At 64.2% G+C, this 14,555-nt stretch carries 12 protein-coding genes; 8 read left to right on the top strand and 4 right to left on the bottom strand.

Going from position 1 to position 14,555, the window contains the following annotated elements; all coding sequences use genetic code 11:
• Positions 1-52 precede the first annotated feature (52 nt).
• A complete protein-coding gene (gene argF, locus HXS66_RS06490; RefSeq protein ID WP_077374935.1) occupies positions 53-970 on the bottom strand; it encodes an ornithine carbamoyltransferase in 918 nt (305 codons plus the stop codon).
• A 350-nt stretch (positions 971-1,320) separates the two neighbouring features.
• Between argF and grxD the strand changes: the two genes are divergently transcribed.
• Positions 1,321-1,653, top strand: coding sequence for a Grx4 family monothiol glutaredoxin (grxD, locus tag HXS66_RS06485; protein WP_077374932.1), 333 nt, complete (start codon positions 1,321-1,323; stop codon positions 1,651-1,653).
• Positions 1,654-1,795: 142 nt separating this feature from the next.
• Here grxD and rnt read toward each other — a convergent pair whose 3' ends face one another.
• Positions 1,796-2,491: a ribonuclease T gene (rnt, locus tag HXS66_RS06480; protein WP_077375652.1), complete on the bottom strand. Its 696-nt coding sequence runs from the start codon at positions 2,489-2,491 to the stop codon at positions 1,796-1,798.
• A gap of 302 nt (positions 2,492-2,793) precedes the next feature.
• On the opposite strand from rnt, the gene HXS66_RS06475 reads away from it, so the two are divergent.
• The 5 genes from HXS66_RS06475 to HXS66_RS06455 all read left to right on the top strand — a co-directional run bounded on the left by HXS66_RS06475 (position 2,794) and on the right by HXS66_RS06455 (position 9,147).
• Entirely contained in the window at positions 2,794-4,056 is a 1,263-nt protein-coding gene (locus HXS66_RS06475; RefSeq protein ID WP_255303132.1) for an argininosuccinate synthase, read from the top strand.
• Between the two features lie 370 nt (positions 4,057-4,426).
• The gene (locus tag HXS66_RS06470) at positions 4,427-4,714 is read left to right on the top strand and encodes an HlyU family transcriptional regulator (RefSeq protein ID WP_307722815.1); all 288 of its coding nucleotides are present in this window, start codon (positions 4,427-4,429) and stop codon (positions 4,712-4,714) included.
• Between the two features lie 85 nt (positions 4,715-4,799).
• Entirely contained in the window at positions 4,800-5,504 is a 705-nt protein-coding gene (locus tag HXS66_RS06465) for a glutathione S-transferase (protein WP_077374926.1), read from the top strand.
• A gap of 247 nt (positions 5,505-5,751) precedes the next feature.
• Positions 5,752-6,939 (top strand): diguanylate cyclase domain-containing protein, encoded by a 1,188-nt coding sequence (locus tag HXS66_RS06460; RefSeq protein WP_176503124.1) that lies wholly within the window; start codon positions 5,752-5,754, stop codon positions 6,937-6,939.
• A 270-nt stretch (positions 6,940-7,209) separates the two neighbouring features.
• Positions 7,210-9,147: a dihydroxyacetone kinase subunit DhaK gene (locus HXS66_RS06455; protein WP_176503123.1), complete on the top strand. Its 1,938-nt coding sequence runs from the start codon at positions 7,210-7,212 to the stop codon at positions 9,145-9,147.
• A gap of 151 nt (positions 9,148-9,298) precedes the next feature.
• Here the strand turns inward: HXS66_RS06455 and HXS66_RS06450 are convergent, their stop codons facing one another.
• Together HXS66_RS06450 and HXS66_RS06445 are read right to left on the bottom strand one after the other, a co-directional pair.
• A complete protein-coding gene (locus tag HXS66_RS06450; protein WP_176503122.1) occupies positions 9,299-10,183 on the bottom strand; it encodes a DMT family transporter in 885 nt (294 codons plus the stop codon).
• Between the two features lie 114 nt (positions 10,184-10,297).
• Positions 10,298-11,149, bottom strand: a complete 852-nt coding sequence (locus tag HXS66_RS06445) for an IclR family transcriptional regulator (protein WP_084208073.1) — start codon at positions 11,147-11,149, stop codon at positions 10,298-10,300.
• 253 nt (positions 11,150-11,402) lie between these two features.
• Between HXS66_RS06445 and xsc the strand changes: the two genes are divergently transcribed.
• Complete coding sequence (gene xsc, locus HXS66_RS06440; RefSeq protein ID WP_176503121.1) at positions 11,403-13,223, top strand: sulfoacetaldehyde acetyltransferase; 1,821 nt, start codon at positions 11,403-11,405, stop codon at positions 13,221-13,223.
• A 153-nt stretch (positions 13,224-13,376) separates the two neighbouring features.
• The gene (pta, locus tag HXS66_RS06435; protein ID WP_176503120.1) at positions 13,377-14,396 is read left to right on the top strand and encodes a phosphate acetyltransferase; all 1,020 of its coding nucleotides are present in this window, start codon (positions 13,377-13,379) and stop codon (positions 14,394-14,396) included.
• The last annotated feature ends 159 nt before the right edge of the window (positions 14,397-14,555 follow it).

Raw genomic sequence — 14,555 nt, 5'->3', positions numbered from 1 at the left:
GCATACGATGTCGCCGCCGGCATGGATGCAGGCGGCGACAGGCAGGGCTGATTCAGTCCTGACGACCCAGCATCAGGAATTCGAGCAATGCCTTCTGGGCGTGCAGACGGTTGCCGGCTTCCTGCCAGACGACGGCGCGCGGGTCATCCAGCAGCCCCATGCTGATCTCTTCGCCGCGGTGTGCCGGCAGGCAGTGCAGGAAGATGACGTCATCGGCGGCCTTGTCGAGCATGGCTTCATCGACCTGGTAGCCGGCGAAGTCGGCTTCGCGCTTGAGCTGCTCCTCTTCCTGGCCCATGGAGGCCCAGACATCGGTGGTCACCAGATCCGCGCCCTGGACGGCTTCCTGCGGGTCGCGGTGGATGCTGACGCGCTGACCGGCTGCCGCGACGATCTCACTGTCCGGCTCGTAGCCTTCCGGGCAGCAGATGCGCAGGATGAAGTCGAACTGGCGTGCGGCGTTGATCCAGGAATGGCACATGTTGTTGCCATCGCCGATCCAGACCGCTGTCTTGCCCTTCACGGAGCCACGGCACTCGGTCCAGGTCATCACGTCAGCCAGCAGCTGGCACGGATGGTAGTCATCGGTGAGTGCATTGATGACCGGCACGCTGGAGGCATCGGCGAAGGCTTCGATATCGGAGTGCGCGAAGGTGCGGATCATCACGCCATCCACCATCTCGGAGAGCACGCGCGCGGTGTCACCGATCGGCTCGCCACGGCCCAGCTGGGTATCGCGCGGCGACAGGAACAGGGCATGGCCGCCGAACTGGGCCATCGCCGTCTCGAAGGACACACGGGTGCGCGTGGAGGACTTCTCGAAGATCATCGCCAGGGTACGGTTGGCGAACGGCGTGTAGACCGGACCTTCCTTCTTCAAGCCATCCTTGATGGTGATGGCGCGCTGAATCAGGTAATCGAGTTCTTCCGGAGAAAGGTCAAGCAGAGTCAGAAAGTGCCGGGTGGCCATCGAGCGGGCTCCTGTCAGGGTCTCGGGCAGCACCATCGAAAAGGGCGCCATGCGTCGGAGGGAAGGAAGTCGCCGACGATCACGGCGCCCGATTGGCGCTGCCTGTCAAAAGAGCCATCCTAGCCAGCTGAGCGGGCGGGCGCAACGCCGAGGCGTCTCGCGAGGCATCGAGAGCCCTTGCCTCGCCCCGCGCGTGCGCCGGTCAGCCTGCCGACAGCGACATCGCCGGCCTGCCCTGCAGACACCAATCTCGCCCTGGGGCAATATCGGGGGCTGAATTCGTGGCTCACCCTCAGTAGAATGAGGGAATGACACTCACGGGCCTTGCGCCCACCGTCCGAGGATTGCACATGAGCACCACCATCGAATCGATCGAGAAGCAGATTGGCGAGAACCCCATCCTGCTGTACATGAAGGGCACGCCGCAGCTGCCGCAGTGCGGTTTCTCCGCCCAGACCGTCCAGGCCGTGATGGCGTGCGGTGAGCGTTTCGCCTTCGTCAACATCCTGGACAACCCGGACATCCGTGCGGAGCTGCCGAAGTACGCCAACTGGCCGACCTTCCCGCAGCTGTGGATCAACGGCGAGCTGGTCGGCGGCTGCGACATCGTGGTCGAGATGTACCAGAACGGCGAGCTGGAGCCGATGATCAAGCAGGCCGCTCAGGAAGCGGCTGCCGAGTGATCGGTCTCCCCGGGTCAGACATGTTCTGATCTGAGCGGAGCCTGTCAGACAAAACGCCCCCGCAGCCAGGCTGCGGGGGCGTTTTCGTGTGGCGATTTCACAGGAGTGTCTGGCGCGGCCGGGCCGGGCAAGCCCCTGGCTGTCAGGTGGCAGGCGTCTCGAGCGAGGCGGGCACCTCGTCGTTCATGCCCTGTTCCTTCATCGCCAGATCCCAGCCGCCCAGGTCCTTGAAGCGATTGACCATCGCGCAGAACAGCTCCGCGGTGCGCTCGGTGTCATAGCGCGCCGAGTGGGCGGAGGCGTTGTCGAACTCGATACCGGCGGCGCGGCAGGCGCGGGCCAGTACCGTCTGGCCGTAGACTAGGCCCGCAAGCGAGGCGGTATCGAAGCACGAGAACGGGTGGAACGGATTGCGCTTGATACCGCAACGCTCCACCGCCGCGTTCAGGAAGCCCTGATCGAAGGCCGCGTTGTGACCGACCAGCACCGCACGCGTGCAGCCGTGTGCCTTGATGGCCTTGCGTATCGGGCTGAAGATTTCGCCCAGTGCCTGATTCTCGGCCACGGCCACCTGCTTGCGTACCGGGTTGTCCAGATCGATCCCGGTGAAGTCCAGTGCCGACTGCTCGATATTGGCCCCTTCAAAGGGCGCCACGTGAAAGGCGTAGGTGGCATCCGGCACCATGTTGCCGTCGTCATCCATGGTCAGCGTGACGGCAGCGATCTCGAGCAGTGCATCTCCGGCGGCATTGAATCCACCTGTCTCGAGGTCCACCACCACTGGCAGGAAGCCACGGAAGCGTTGTGCCATCAGCGTGCGCTCGCTCGCCTGGGTCATCAAGATCTCCAATCCCGTCATTGCGTCTCGTGCTGCGCCGTGCGTCTCGCCGGCGCTCAAGGAGAGCAATTGTAGCAGGGCGATACGGACACGTCGCGGCGCAGGCGTCAGGGCGGCCCCGGCAGGGGGACGCCAGGTCCCGTTCTGCCCATGACAGCGCCTGTCAGCAGTATCGGTGAGGTGCCAGCCTCGCTATAATCGGCCCCACATCGTGATTCGAGTGGCAACGGGCGGCCACCTGCTGGGCAGGCCTTCCTCGCGACCGTACGATCCATCCCCACCTGCGTCCCCGTCCTCGGGCGGTGGCATCGCGGGAATTACAAGCATCAACTCAGGAGTCAAGCATGTCCGACGTGCAAAAGGTCGTTCTCGCCTACTCCGGCGGCCTGGACACTTCAGTCATCGTCAAGTGGCTGCAGGAAACCTACAACTGTGAAGTCGTGACCTTCACCGCTGACCTCGGTCAGGGCGAGGAAGTCGAGCCGGCGCGTGCCAAGGCGGAAGCCCTCGGCGTGAAGGAGATCTACATCGAGGATCTGCGCGAGACCTTCGTCCGCGATTACGTCTTCCCGATGTTCCGTGCCAACGCCATCTACGAAGGCGAGTACCTGCTGGGCACCTCCATCGCACGTCCGCTGATCGCGCGTCGCCTGGTCGAGATCGCCAACGAGACCGGCGCTGACGCCATCTCCCACGGTGCGACCGGCAAGGGCAACGACCAGGTGCGTTTCGAGCTGGGCGCCTACGCGCTGAAGCCGGGCATCCAGGTCATCGCGCCGTGGCGTGAGTGGGACCTGAACTCCCGCGAGAAGTTGATGGAATACTGCGAGCAGCACGGTATCGAAGTCGACTACGCCAAGAACAAGAAGAAGTCGCCGTACTCCATGGACGCGAACCTTCTGCACATCTCCTATGAAGGTGGCGTGCTGGAAGACCCGTGGACCGAGTGCGAAGAAGAGATGTGGCGCTGGAGCGTCAGCCCGGAGCAGGCGCCGAACGAGGCGACCTACATCGACCTGACCTACACCAAGGGCGACATCACTGCCATCGATGGCAAGGAAATGGCCGCTCACGAAGTGCTCGAGTACCTGAACAAGGTCGGCGGCGCCAACGGCATCGGCCGTCTCGACATCGTCGAGAACCGTTATGTCGGCATGAAGTCCCGTGGCTGCTACGAAACACCGGGCGGCACCATCATGATGCGTGCTCACCGTGCCATCGAATCCATCACCCTGGACCGCGAAGCGGCTCACCTGAAGGACGAGATGATGCCCAAGTACGCTGAGCTTGTGTACAACGGCTACTGGTGGAGCCCGGAGCGTCGCATGCTGCAGGCGGCCATCGATGAGTCCCAGAAGGTCGTCAACGGCGTCGTGCGTCTCAAGCTCTACAAGGGCAACGTCATCGTCGTGGGTCGTCAGTCCGAGGATTCACTGTTCGACGCCTCCATCGCGACCTTCGAGGACGATGCAGGCGCCTACGACCAGAAGGACGCTGCCGGCTTCATCAAGCTGAACTCCCTGCGCCTGCGTATCGCGGCCAGCAAGGGACGTGGCATCGAGTAAGGCATCACCGGATGCGCATGCTGAGAGATCGCCTGCCCATCTGACCCGATGACGATGTCTGTCGGGTCATCAAGACGCCGGCCCTGGTGGCAGTCCCCGGACTGCTGACGGGGCCGGCGTTCTGCCATCTGTGCCATGCAAGTCGTGCCATGCAAGTTGCGATATGCAAGCCGCGCCATGCAAGCGGCCAGCGCGACGCCCGTACGCGTGCCCCGGATGGCATGCGGCTTAGTGTCTGGTGGGAAGGTCGCATTTCCCCCGGCACGGGGGCGTGGCATGCTGAGGGTCTCATCATAAACTCTCATTTCTTTCACTTTTTCCAGGTGAATGCCGGTGACACTAGAGGCCGGCCACCGAAGGATCCTTCAACATGCTGGGAATGCTCAAGAAACTGTTTTCCGCAGGCGAGCCTGCGCCGGTCAAGGAACCGGAGGCCGTCGAATACAATGGTTACCTCATCGTCGCCATGCCACAGAAGCACGAAGGGCAGTACCGGGTCTCCGGCGTGATTCGCAAGCCACTGGAAGGAGGCGAGACGCTGGAGCATCGCTTCGAGCGCTCCGACACCGTGCCGGGAGAAGACGGCGCCGTGGAGCTGACCGTGCTCAAGGCGAAACGCACCATCGATGATCTGGGCGACACGATCTTCGAACGCTGAGCCGACGTGATGGGTACCCAGCGGGTATCCTCGTCGAACTCGGCATCGAAGCCTGCGTTCAGGAAGCACGATTCAGGGAGACGACATGATCACGGTGCACCATCTGGAAAACTCACGCTCGCAGCGCATTCTGTGGCTGTTGGAAGAGCTGAATCTGGAATACCGCCTGGAAATCCATGCCCGTGACGCCGGAAGCATGCGTGCGCCCCGGGCACTCAAGGACATCCACCCGCTGGGCAAGGCGCCGGTGATCACCGACACCACGCTGTCCGGTGACACGGGAGCACCTGTCGTGGTCGCGGAGTCCGGCGCCATCATCGAATACCTCATCGATGTCTATGGCTCGCAGGGCAGTGGGGAGAGTGCCCACCTCAGGCCAGCCCCCGGAACTCAGGCCGAGCGCGACTACCGTTTCTGGCTGCACTTCGCCGAAGGCTCCGCCATGTTGCCGCTGATGCTCAGGCTGGTGTTCTCGCGTCTCGACAAGCCACCGGTGCCGTGGTTGATCCGTCCGATCGCCCGCCTGCTGGCCAAGGGAGTCAATGACAAGTTCATCAGCCCGGAAATCAAGGCGCACCTCACCTACATGGATACCTGTCTCGAACGTCGCCCCTGGCTTGCCGGTGACGCCCTGACCGGTGCCGATATCCAGATGAGCTTCCCGATCCAGGCGCTCGATACGCGTCAGGGGCTCAAGAATCATCCGAACATCCAGGACTGGCTGGCGCGCATCCGGGCGCGCGCCGCCTTCCAGCGCGCCGTGGACAAGGGTGGCGAACTGGCCCTCTGATCCCCGAGCGACCGGGGCGACACGTCGCCCCTGCACCCCCTGCGCAGACAGGGCATGTGAACAGGGCGTGTGGACCGGGCGTGTGAACAGGGCATGCAGACCGGCATGCAGGCAGCAAAGGCCGAGGTGGTGCGACATCGGGATGTCGCCTGGGCCATCACGCGGGGGATCGGGAATGTGATTCCCCCGCGAGGCTATCCGGGTGGGTGACGGGTAGCGGGACAGGGAGTCAACCGGGGACGAGGGAATGACACGCAAGAGTCTACGTGAGCAGTCGCTTGAGGCCACGATCCAGCAGATGGAGCGCGACAAGGCACGTCTGGAGCGCCGTGTCGCGAGTCTGGAGGAGAAGTTGTCGTCGACCCTCGACGGCACGGGTCTGCGTCTCTGGCAGCTGGAAGTCCCCACCGGCAAGCTCACCATCTTCAACTATCGCTGGGGCCGCATGCTGGGCTATCAGCCCGGCGAGTTGAACGCTCACTTCGATGTCTGGCGAGATCACCTCCACCCGGAAGACCGCGACGAGGTGCTCGCCAATCTCGAGGACCATCTCGCCGGGCGCACCGAAGTCTATCAGGTGGTGCATCGCATGCTGGCCCGAGACGGCAGCATCACCTGGGTCGCGGACAGGGGGCGAGTCGTCGAACGTGACGCGAACGGCAAGGCGCTGCGGCTGCTGGGCACCCATACCGACATCAGCCACGAGAAGGATTACGAGACTCGTCTCAATGCCCTGGCCAGCACCGATGCACTGACGGGACTTTCCAATCGCCAGGCCATCAATGGCTGGTTCAAGCGCCAGCTGGCGGACGACAGTGCGCTGCTGTTCATCGACGTGGATGGCTTCAAGCAGGTCAATGATGCGCTGGGACATCGTGCTGGCGATGAAGTGCTGGTATTGCTCGCCCACGGTCTCAATGAAGAGCTGCATCATCTGGGCGTCCATCACCACCTGGCCGCGCGCTTCGGTGGGGATGAGTTCCTGTTCCAGCTGCCGCGCATGACACCGGCGCGTATCGAGATGATCGTGCGGCGCTGGCTGGCACGCTTCGGCCAGCCCCTCGAGATCAGCACGGGACAGGCCAGCATCGGTCTGAGCATCGGGGTCTGCTTCGGCCGAGACGCCAACGGCAACTTCGCGACCGCACTGGAATATGCCGATCAGGCGATGTATCGCGTCAAGCGCAGCGGCAAGCACGGCTACCATCTGCATGCCCCCTTGCGGCATGGCGAGGCGCCCCGCATCAGCGCTTTGCAGGACTCTTCCTCCAGAGCGCGTCACGCCGCTGGCACCTCCCCGCGTCTGCCTCCCGAGATTCCCGTCGCCTCGCCGCTGGACACCCTGGCCCAGGCCTCCGCCGCGACACGCGCAGACAGCGCCACCCCCCTCACACCTGCGCGTGACCCCGCCCCCCGCCCGGTCATCGACGAGTGACAGCGCGGATGGCAGGCTGACGCCGCATTGCCATGTGCTTGTGCTATCACTGCCTCTCAGAACTTCTGACATCTCGGAGCTTCTGTCATCTCGGAGCTTCTGACATCTCGGAGCTTCTGTCAGCTCGGTATCGTCCTGTCATCTCTGTCTGCCTCGGGACTGATCGTCATGTCGGATGGCAATCCCGCATGGGCAATGGTTGACTGACACTGGCAGAGAGATGACAGGCGTCATGTCACCAGCAGGGCGAGGGTCCTCAAGGAGTGAAGGATGAGTCACAACGAGACAGGCCGACAGTGCGTCAATCAGTTCTTCCATCAGTCGGGCGATATCATCGGCGCGGCGCTTTCCGGCAGTGCCCAGTTGCAGCACCCCGATGGCAGCGGCCTGCGTCTGTCCGCGCCGGACAGCGGCATGCGCCTGGTGGTGCGCGATGACTGGCAGCGCGATCAGGTCGCGCTGATTTCCGGCGGCGGTTCCGGGCATGAGCCCGCGCATGCCGGCTTCGTCGGGGCCGGCATGCTCACCGCGGCGGTATGTGGCGAGCTGTTCGCCTCACCGACGGTGGAGGCGGTGCTCGCGGCGCTCAGAGAGGTGACCGGTGACGCGGGGACCCTGTTGATCGTCAAGAACTACACCGGAGACCGCCTCAATTTCGGTCTGGCGGCCGAACGGGCACGTCAGGAAGGACTCAAGGTCGAGATGGTCATCGTTGCCGATGATGTGGCGCTGCCTGACAACCCACAGCCGCGCGGGCTGGCTGGCACCTTGCTGGTCCACAAGATCGCCGGGGCACTGGCGGCAGGCGGCGCGGATCTCGAGGAGGTCACCGCCGTGGCGCGCCGGGTGGCGGACAGCTGCTCGACCCTGGGCATGGCACTCGATGTCGGGCGTCATCCCGGCAAGCCGCGTGAGCCACGCGCGCCGGAGCTGGGACTCGGCATTCATGGCGAGCCGGGCGCCACCACGCTGGAGTTCGGCAGCCACGCCGGAGACTGCGACGTGCATGCCCTGATGGATCAGGTAGTGGCGGCGCTGATACAGGGGCACTCGCGCAAGGAGGCCGGTGGTGACCTGCCCGCCACCGGCCATCTGCTGATGATCAATGATCTGGGTGGTTGCTCGGCATTGGAGCGCGCGGTCCTGCTCGACGAGGCGCTGGCGCATCCGTCGCTCAAGGCGCTGGGCATTCACGCCGTGGTGGGGCCGCAGCCGCTGATGACCTCACTGGACATGCACGGCTTCTCGCTGACGCTGTTGCCGCTGGACGGCTTGCTGGAAGAGGCACTGGACGCCCGCTGTGCGCCGCGTGCCTGGCCCGGTGTTCAGCGGGTGGTGCCGCTGGCGCATTTCACGCCTCGTCAGGAGGGGGGACGCGCTGTTCAAGACGCCTCCACGCTTGCCGAGCGCGCCCGAGCCAAGGCCGATTGCCAGGCGCGTGCTGCCCGGGAAGGCCGGGCGAGGGTAGCGCTGCCGGGCGACCCTCAGGTCGAGCAGCGGCTGCGTGCTGTGCTGGAAGTCCTGCTGGCCAGTGAGGTGGATCTCGATCGTCTCGATGCCATCAGCGGGGACGGGGATACCGGCACCACCTTTGCCGGCGGTGCCCGTGCCGTGCTGGAAGCGCTGGAGGACTGTGAGCTGGCCTGTGGTGACAGTGGTGAGCTGATGACCTCCATCGGCAAGCAGCTGGCCTACGGCATGGGCGGTTCCAGTGGCGTGCTGCTCTCGACCCTGTTCACCGCGGCGGCGACGCGGTGGAAGACGCAAGCCAGCGAGGCAGACGCCCGTGCACCTGCCTCGCTGGGGCAGCGCTGGCATGAGGCGCTCGATCACGGCGTGGGGCGGATGCAGCATTACGGCGGCGCCGTGCGCGGGGACCGCAGCCTGCTGGATGCGCTGCTGCCGGCGTTGGACGCACTGCAGGCGTCGGTGCAGGGTGAGCAACAGGCGTCGGTGCAGGGTGAGCAACAGGCGTCGGTGCAGGGTGAGCAGCAGGCGTCGATGCAGAGCGAGCGCATCGACTGGGCCGCGATGGCACGCGCTGCCCGCCAGGGAGCGGATGCCACCGCGGAGATGACCAAGGCACGCGCCGGACGCTCCGCTTACGTGCCTTCCTCCCATCTGGTCGGCCACAACGACCCGGGCGCGGAAGCCGTGGCGCGTGTCTTTGAAGCGCTGGCGGACGCCGCCGAGGAAGCGGCGGGCTGATTCGATTGACCGGCTGAGCCGGTTGACCCGAATGACTAGTGTCTGAGCTCTCCAGCCCTAAAAAGCTCTAAAACCAAAGCCCCATAAACCAAAAGGCCCGCCCATGAACCTCACGTTCAGGGGCGGGCCTTTTGGCATTGCGCGGCAGCCGTCAGGCGACTTTCTGGCGAGTCGGCAGGCGAATCAGACGGGTGGCGATGGCGGTGCCCAGCAGGGTGATGCCCATGCCGGTGAGGATGCGCGCATCAATCACTTCATCGAGCAGCATGTTGCCCCACAGCAGGGCGCTGACCGGTACCAGGAAGGTGACGGAAGTGGTCGCGGTGGCGCCGGCGCTGGCCAGCAGGCGGAAGAAGATCAGGAAGGCGAGGCTGGTGCTGAGTACCGCCAGCGCGATGGCGCTGCCCCAGGCCTCCAGGCTGACGCTGGCCGTCGGCCACATCCACAGGCCCGGAATCAGCAACAGCAGGGACGACATCAGCGAGCTGCCCGCGGCCAGCACCGGTGAGGGCAGGTGGCTCAGGCGCTGGCGCGAGAAATTGGAGGCGAAGCCGTAGCAGAAGGTCGCCCCCAGGGCGGCGAGGATGAACCAGCCATCGCCGCCGAGCTGGAAATCGAGGCGGTCACTCGACAGCACATAGACCCCGCTGAAGGCCACGGCCAGTCCTAGATACTGTTGCTTCTGGATCGGCGTGGCGAACAGCGCCATGCCCAGCAGCGCGGTGAACAGCGGCGTGGTGGCGTTGATCAGCGAGGTGAAGCCGGCCTCCAGCTGGGTGGTGGCCAGCGCCAGCAGGCAGAAGGGCAGTGCCTGACTGGTCAGGCCCAGCACCGCAAGCGAGCCCTTGTGTTCCCACAGCATCTTCAGGCGGCCCGCGCCCAGCAGCAGCGGGGCCAGCACCAGCGCGCCGATGCCCATGCGCAGCAGAATCAATGTGGTCGGGCCGAATTCCGGCGCGGCCACGCGCATGAAGATGAAAGACATGCCCCACAGGGTGGACAGCAGAACAAGACGCAGGGCATCGCTGGGGGACATGGTGATCTCGACGTGGCGTGTGGAAGGCAGTCCGCTAGGCTAGCCCCTCACGCGTATCACGGGAAGCACGACCTTGTGTCTGTCGCTGTCCAGCTTCAGCCCAGCCCGCTGGCCTCAGGAGGACGGAATCGCCCCACGCTGGATGGCGGCGATGTCCCGGGCGGCGCGTTCCAGTGCCGGCAGATGCTTGAGCATGTCCTCGCGCGACTGACGCATCACCGGCGCCTGGATCGCCACGCCGATGTTGGACGGCCCGTCCGGGTTGGGTGCCAGCACCGCGATGCACACCAGCCCGGGCAGGAATTCCTCATCATCCAGTGCATAGCCTTGCCGGCGGACCTGCTCGATCTCGGCCTCGACGGAGTCGATGTCGGTCAGGGTATTGCGCGTCATCGCGTTCAGCGGTGTGCCCTTGAGCAGGCGGCGGCGCTGGGCGGGCGGCATCTGGGCCAGAAACAGCTTGCCGCTGGCAGAGCAATGCACCGGCACCCGTGAACCGGGATGCAGATAGAAGCGCAGCGGCGCCTGGGTCTCGACGCGATCCAGATACAGCACCTCGCTGCCCGACAGCGCGGTGATGTTGCAGCTTTCCCCCACCTCTTCCATCAGCCGGCTGAGCACGCCGTGGCGCGCGCCCTGCACGGTATCGTTGAGCAGCAGATTTTCCGCCAGACGGCGCAGCCGACTGCCCTTGCTGTAATGGCGGTTGTCCGCCTCGCGCTGCAGCATGCCGCTGCCTTCCAGCTGCTGGAGCATGCGATGCAGCGTCGGCTTGGGCAGGCCGGTCTCTTCCACCAGTCCCTGCAACGTGAAGAACTGATCCTTGGCGGCGATCACTTCCAGCAGCGCCAGCAGACGCTGGGCGGGCGTATCGCCTTCTATCTTGCTGCCTTCCTTGCCGGTGTCCCTGTCAGCGTCCTTGCTGGCACGCGGCAGGCTTGCCTGGGGCTGGGTGGCACTGTTCATGGGCTGTTCCCTCCTTCAATCCGTGCGCTGGGCAGTGTGGCGCCGAAACGCTCGGCCCGTCAGTGCCTTGCGTTGCTGTGCCTACTTTAACAGTACTCCATAGGACGGAAGAAGTTTCTAAAAAAGACACGTTTTCTATCATTTTATGAAATCTAGCTTGACGGGCGCCATGGTGAGGGCTAATTTTGATCACATGTTTCGGTAATCGGAACTAAATGTACCAATAAACATAAAATTGATAGTTGGAGACGCCATGAGCACTCAAGACAGCGCAGACAACCGCAAGGTCGTGCAGGGCAAGCAGAAGATGACCCCCTCCGAGGCTTTCGTGGAAACCATGGTCGCCAATGGCGTCACCGACATGTTCGGCATCATGGGTTCCGCCTTCATGGATGCGATGGACATCTTCGCCCCGGCCGGCATCCGTCTGATCCCGGTGGTGCATGAGCAGGGCGCCGCTCACATGGCCGACGGCTATGCGCGTGTCTCCGGTCGTCATGGCATGGTCATCGGCCAGAACGGCCCGGGCATCTCCAACTGCGTCACCGGCATCGCGGCCGCTTACTGGGCGCACAGCCCGGTGGTCATCGTCACCCCGGAAGCCGGCACCACCGGCATCGGCCTGGGCGGCTTCCAGGAATGCAAGCAGCTGCCGATGTTCCAGGAATTCACCAAGTACCAGGGCCACGTCACCCACCCGTCGCGCATGGCGGAATACACCGGCCGCTGCTTCGATCGCGCCATGTCCGAGATGGGCCCGACCCAGCTCAACATTCCGCGTGACTACTTCTACGGCGAGATCGAGTGCGAGATTCCCAAGCCGGCACGCGTGGACCGTGGCCCGGGTGGCAGCAAGAGCCTGGATGAGGCAGCCGAGCTGCTGGCCAGCGCCAGATTCCCGGTCATCGTCTCCGGTGGCGGTGTGGTGATGGCGGATGGCGTCGAGGAGTGCAAGGCACTGGCAGAGCGTCTCGGCGCGCCGGTGGTCAACAGCTACCAGCACAACGATTCCTTCCCGGCCAGCCACCCGCTGTGGTGTGGTCCGCTCGGGTATCAGGGCTCCAAGGCGGGCATGAAGCTGATCGCGCAGGCCGATGTCGTCATCGCGCTGGGCACGCGTCTCGGGCCGTTCGGTACCCTGCCGCAGCACGGCATGGACTACTGGCCGAAGGACGCGAAGATCATCCAGATCGACGCCGACCACAAGATGCTGGGCCTGGTGAAGAAGATCTCCGTCGGCATCTGCGGTGACGCGCGTGAAGCGGCCATCGCCCTGACCGAGCGCCTGTCCGGTCGCAATCTCGAGTGCGATGCCACCAAGGATTCGCGCCTCAGCACCATCCGCGAAGAGAAGGCCGCCTGGGAAGCCGAGCTTGACGAGTGGACCCACGAGAAGGACGCCTTCAGCCTCGACGCCATCGACGAGGCCAAGGACGAGAAGCCGTTCTCCGGCGGCGAATACCTGCACCCGCGTCAGGTCCTGCGCGAGCTGGAAAAGGCCATGCCGGAAGATGTCATGGTCTCCACCGATATCGGCAACATCAATTCCGTGGCCCACAGCTACCTGCGCTTCGACAAGCCGCGCAGCTTCTTCGCCCCGATGAGCTTCGGCAACTGCGGCTACGCTCTGCCGACCATCATGGGGGCCAAGACCGCCGCGCCGGAACGTCCGGCCATCGCCTACGCCGGTGACGGCGCCTGGGGCATGAGCCTGATGGAAATCATGACCGCCGTGCGTCACGACATTCCGGTCACCGCCGTCGTCTTCCACAACCGCCAGTGGGGCGCCGAGAAGAAGAACCAGGTCGAGTTCTACAACCGTCGCTTCGTCGCCGGTGAGCTGGACAACCAGAGCTTCGCCGAGATCGCGCGCTCCATGGGGGCCGAAGGCATCACCGTCGACCGTCTGGAAGACGTGGGCCCGGCGCTCAAGAAGGCCATCGACATGCAGATGAACGACGGCAAGACCTGCGTCATCGAGGTGATGTGTACCCGCGAACTGGGCGACCCGTTCCGCCGCGACGCCCTCAAGAAGCCGGTGCGTCTGCTCGAGAAGTATCAGGATTACGTGTAACGCCCGGTCCTTGCGCGCCTGAGTGGACAGGCGCGCAAGCGAACATGGCGCAACACGCAAGCTAGACGGAACCTCTCCCTTGCCCCGGCCATTTCTGATGTCCGGGGCTTTTTGGATGTGTCGGCTGCCTGCAGGGGCAGCGAGGAGACAGACATGAAGGCACTCAACAACATTCTGGCGCGGGCCAAGGCTGACCCGCGGCGTATCGTGCTCTGTGAAGGGCAGGACATGCGGGTGGTGCAGGCGGCGGTGAGCGCGGCGGAGCAGGGCCTGGCGCAGGTGATGCTGGTGGGCGACCCGACCGTCATCGCCGCCACTGCCAGAGAAGCCGGGCTCGAGGATGGCTCGCTGGGAAGCTGTGAGCTGATCGACCCCGCCACCTCCGAGCACACCGCCAAGCTTGCCGAGGCGCTGCACGCGCATCGCGCGGCCAAGGGCATGACGGCGGAGCAGGCCGCCGAGAAGATTCGTGATCCGCTGACGTTTGCCAACATGCTGGTGCGCGAAGGTCTGGCGGATGGCTCGGTGGCGGGGGCGGTGAATACCACCGCCGATGTGGTGCGCAGCGCCATCCAGTTACTGGGCCTGGCGCCGGGCAGCAAGCTGGTCTCCAGCTTCTTTCTGATGATGCTGTGCAAGCCGTTCCACAACCTGAAGGGCGGCATGATCTTCTCGGACTGTGGGCTGGTGATCGACCCCGACGCGGAAGAGCTGTCGCAGATCGCGCTGGCCGCCGCCGACAGCGCCCAGGCACTGCTCGGGGAAAACCCACGGGTGGCGATGCTGTCGTTCTCCACCAATGGCAGCGCGCATCACGCCTCGGTGGACAAGGTGGTTCAGGCCGCGCATCTCGTGCGGGAGCAACGTCCGGAGATCGCCATCGATGAAGACGTGCAGCTCGACGCCGCTATCGTGGCGGAAATCGCCGAGCGCAAGCTGCCCACTTCGCGCGTCAAAGGCACCTCCAATGTGCTGGTGTTCCCCAATCTGGAAGCCGGCAATATCGGCTACAAGCTCGCCGAACGCATCGGCGGCGCCGAAGCCATCGGCCCGCTGCTCCAGGGCCTCGCCAAACCCGCCAACGACCTCTCGCGCGGCTGCTCCACCGCCGACATCCTCAATGTCATTGCGGTCACTGTTGTCCAGGCACAGCAACGTACCCTGCAAGACTGATCCCTAGCTTATTTTCTAAATTAAAATCAGCACTTAATAGGTCGGGTAGGCGAATTCTACCCGTTCTATTTTGTATGATACTGTTTTCAGTATTTTTTACTGTCACATTTCCCTTTTTTTGATTTTATTCTAGAATGTTTCATGTTTATAGTTTTTCTA

This window comes from Cobetia sp. 5-11-6-3, assembly GCF_013374055.1.
Lineage (GTDB): Bacteria > Pseudomonadota > Gammaproteobacteria > Pseudomonadales > Halomonadaceae > Cobetia > Cobetia marina.
Note: the sequence above shows the minus strand (reverse complement) of the source record. Positions and strands in the feature narration are given on the sequence as shown.

Coding starts and splice junctions, on each gene's coding strand:
- argF (WP_077374935.1), bottom strand. CDS start 970: ATGGCCACCCGGCACTTTCTGACTCTGCTTGACCTTTCTCCGGAAGAA.
- grxD (WP_077374932.1), top strand. CDS start 1,321: ATGAGCACCACCATCGAATCGATCGAGAAGCAGATTGGCGAGAACCCC.
- rnt (WP_077375652.1), bottom strand. CDS start 2,491: ATGACCCAGGCGAGCGAGCGCACGCTGATGGCACAACGCTTCCGTGGC.
- HXS66_RS06470 (WP_307722815.1), top strand. CDS start 4,427: ATGCTGGGAATGCTCAAGAAACTGTTTTCCGCAGGCGAGCCTGCGCCG.
- HXS66_RS06465 (WP_077374926.1), top strand. CDS start 4,800: ATGATCACGGTGCACCATCTGGAAAACTCACGCTCGCAGCGCATTCTG.
- HXS66_RS06460 (WP_176503124.1), top strand. CDS start 5,752: ATGACACGCAAGAGTCTACGTGAGCAGTCGCTTGAGGCCACGATCCAG.
- HXS66_RS06455 (WP_176503123.1), top strand. CDS start 7,210: ATGAGTCACAACGAGACAGGCCGACAGTGCGTCAATCAGTTCTTCCAT.
- HXS66_RS06450 (WP_176503122.1), bottom strand. CDS start 10,183: ATGTCCCCCAGCGATGCCCTGCGTCTTGTTCTGCTGTCCACCCTGTGG.
- HXS66_RS06445 (WP_084208073.1), bottom strand. CDS start 11,149: ATGAACAGTGCCACCCAGCCCCAGGCAAGCCTGCCGCGTGCCAGCAAG.
- xsc (WP_176503121.1), top strand. CDS start 11,403: ATGAGCACTCAAGACAGCGCAGACAACCGCAAGGTCGTGCAGGGCAAG.
- pta (WP_176503120.1), top strand. CDS start 13,377: ATGAAGGCACTCAACAACATTCTGGCGCGGGCCAAGGCTGACCCGCGG.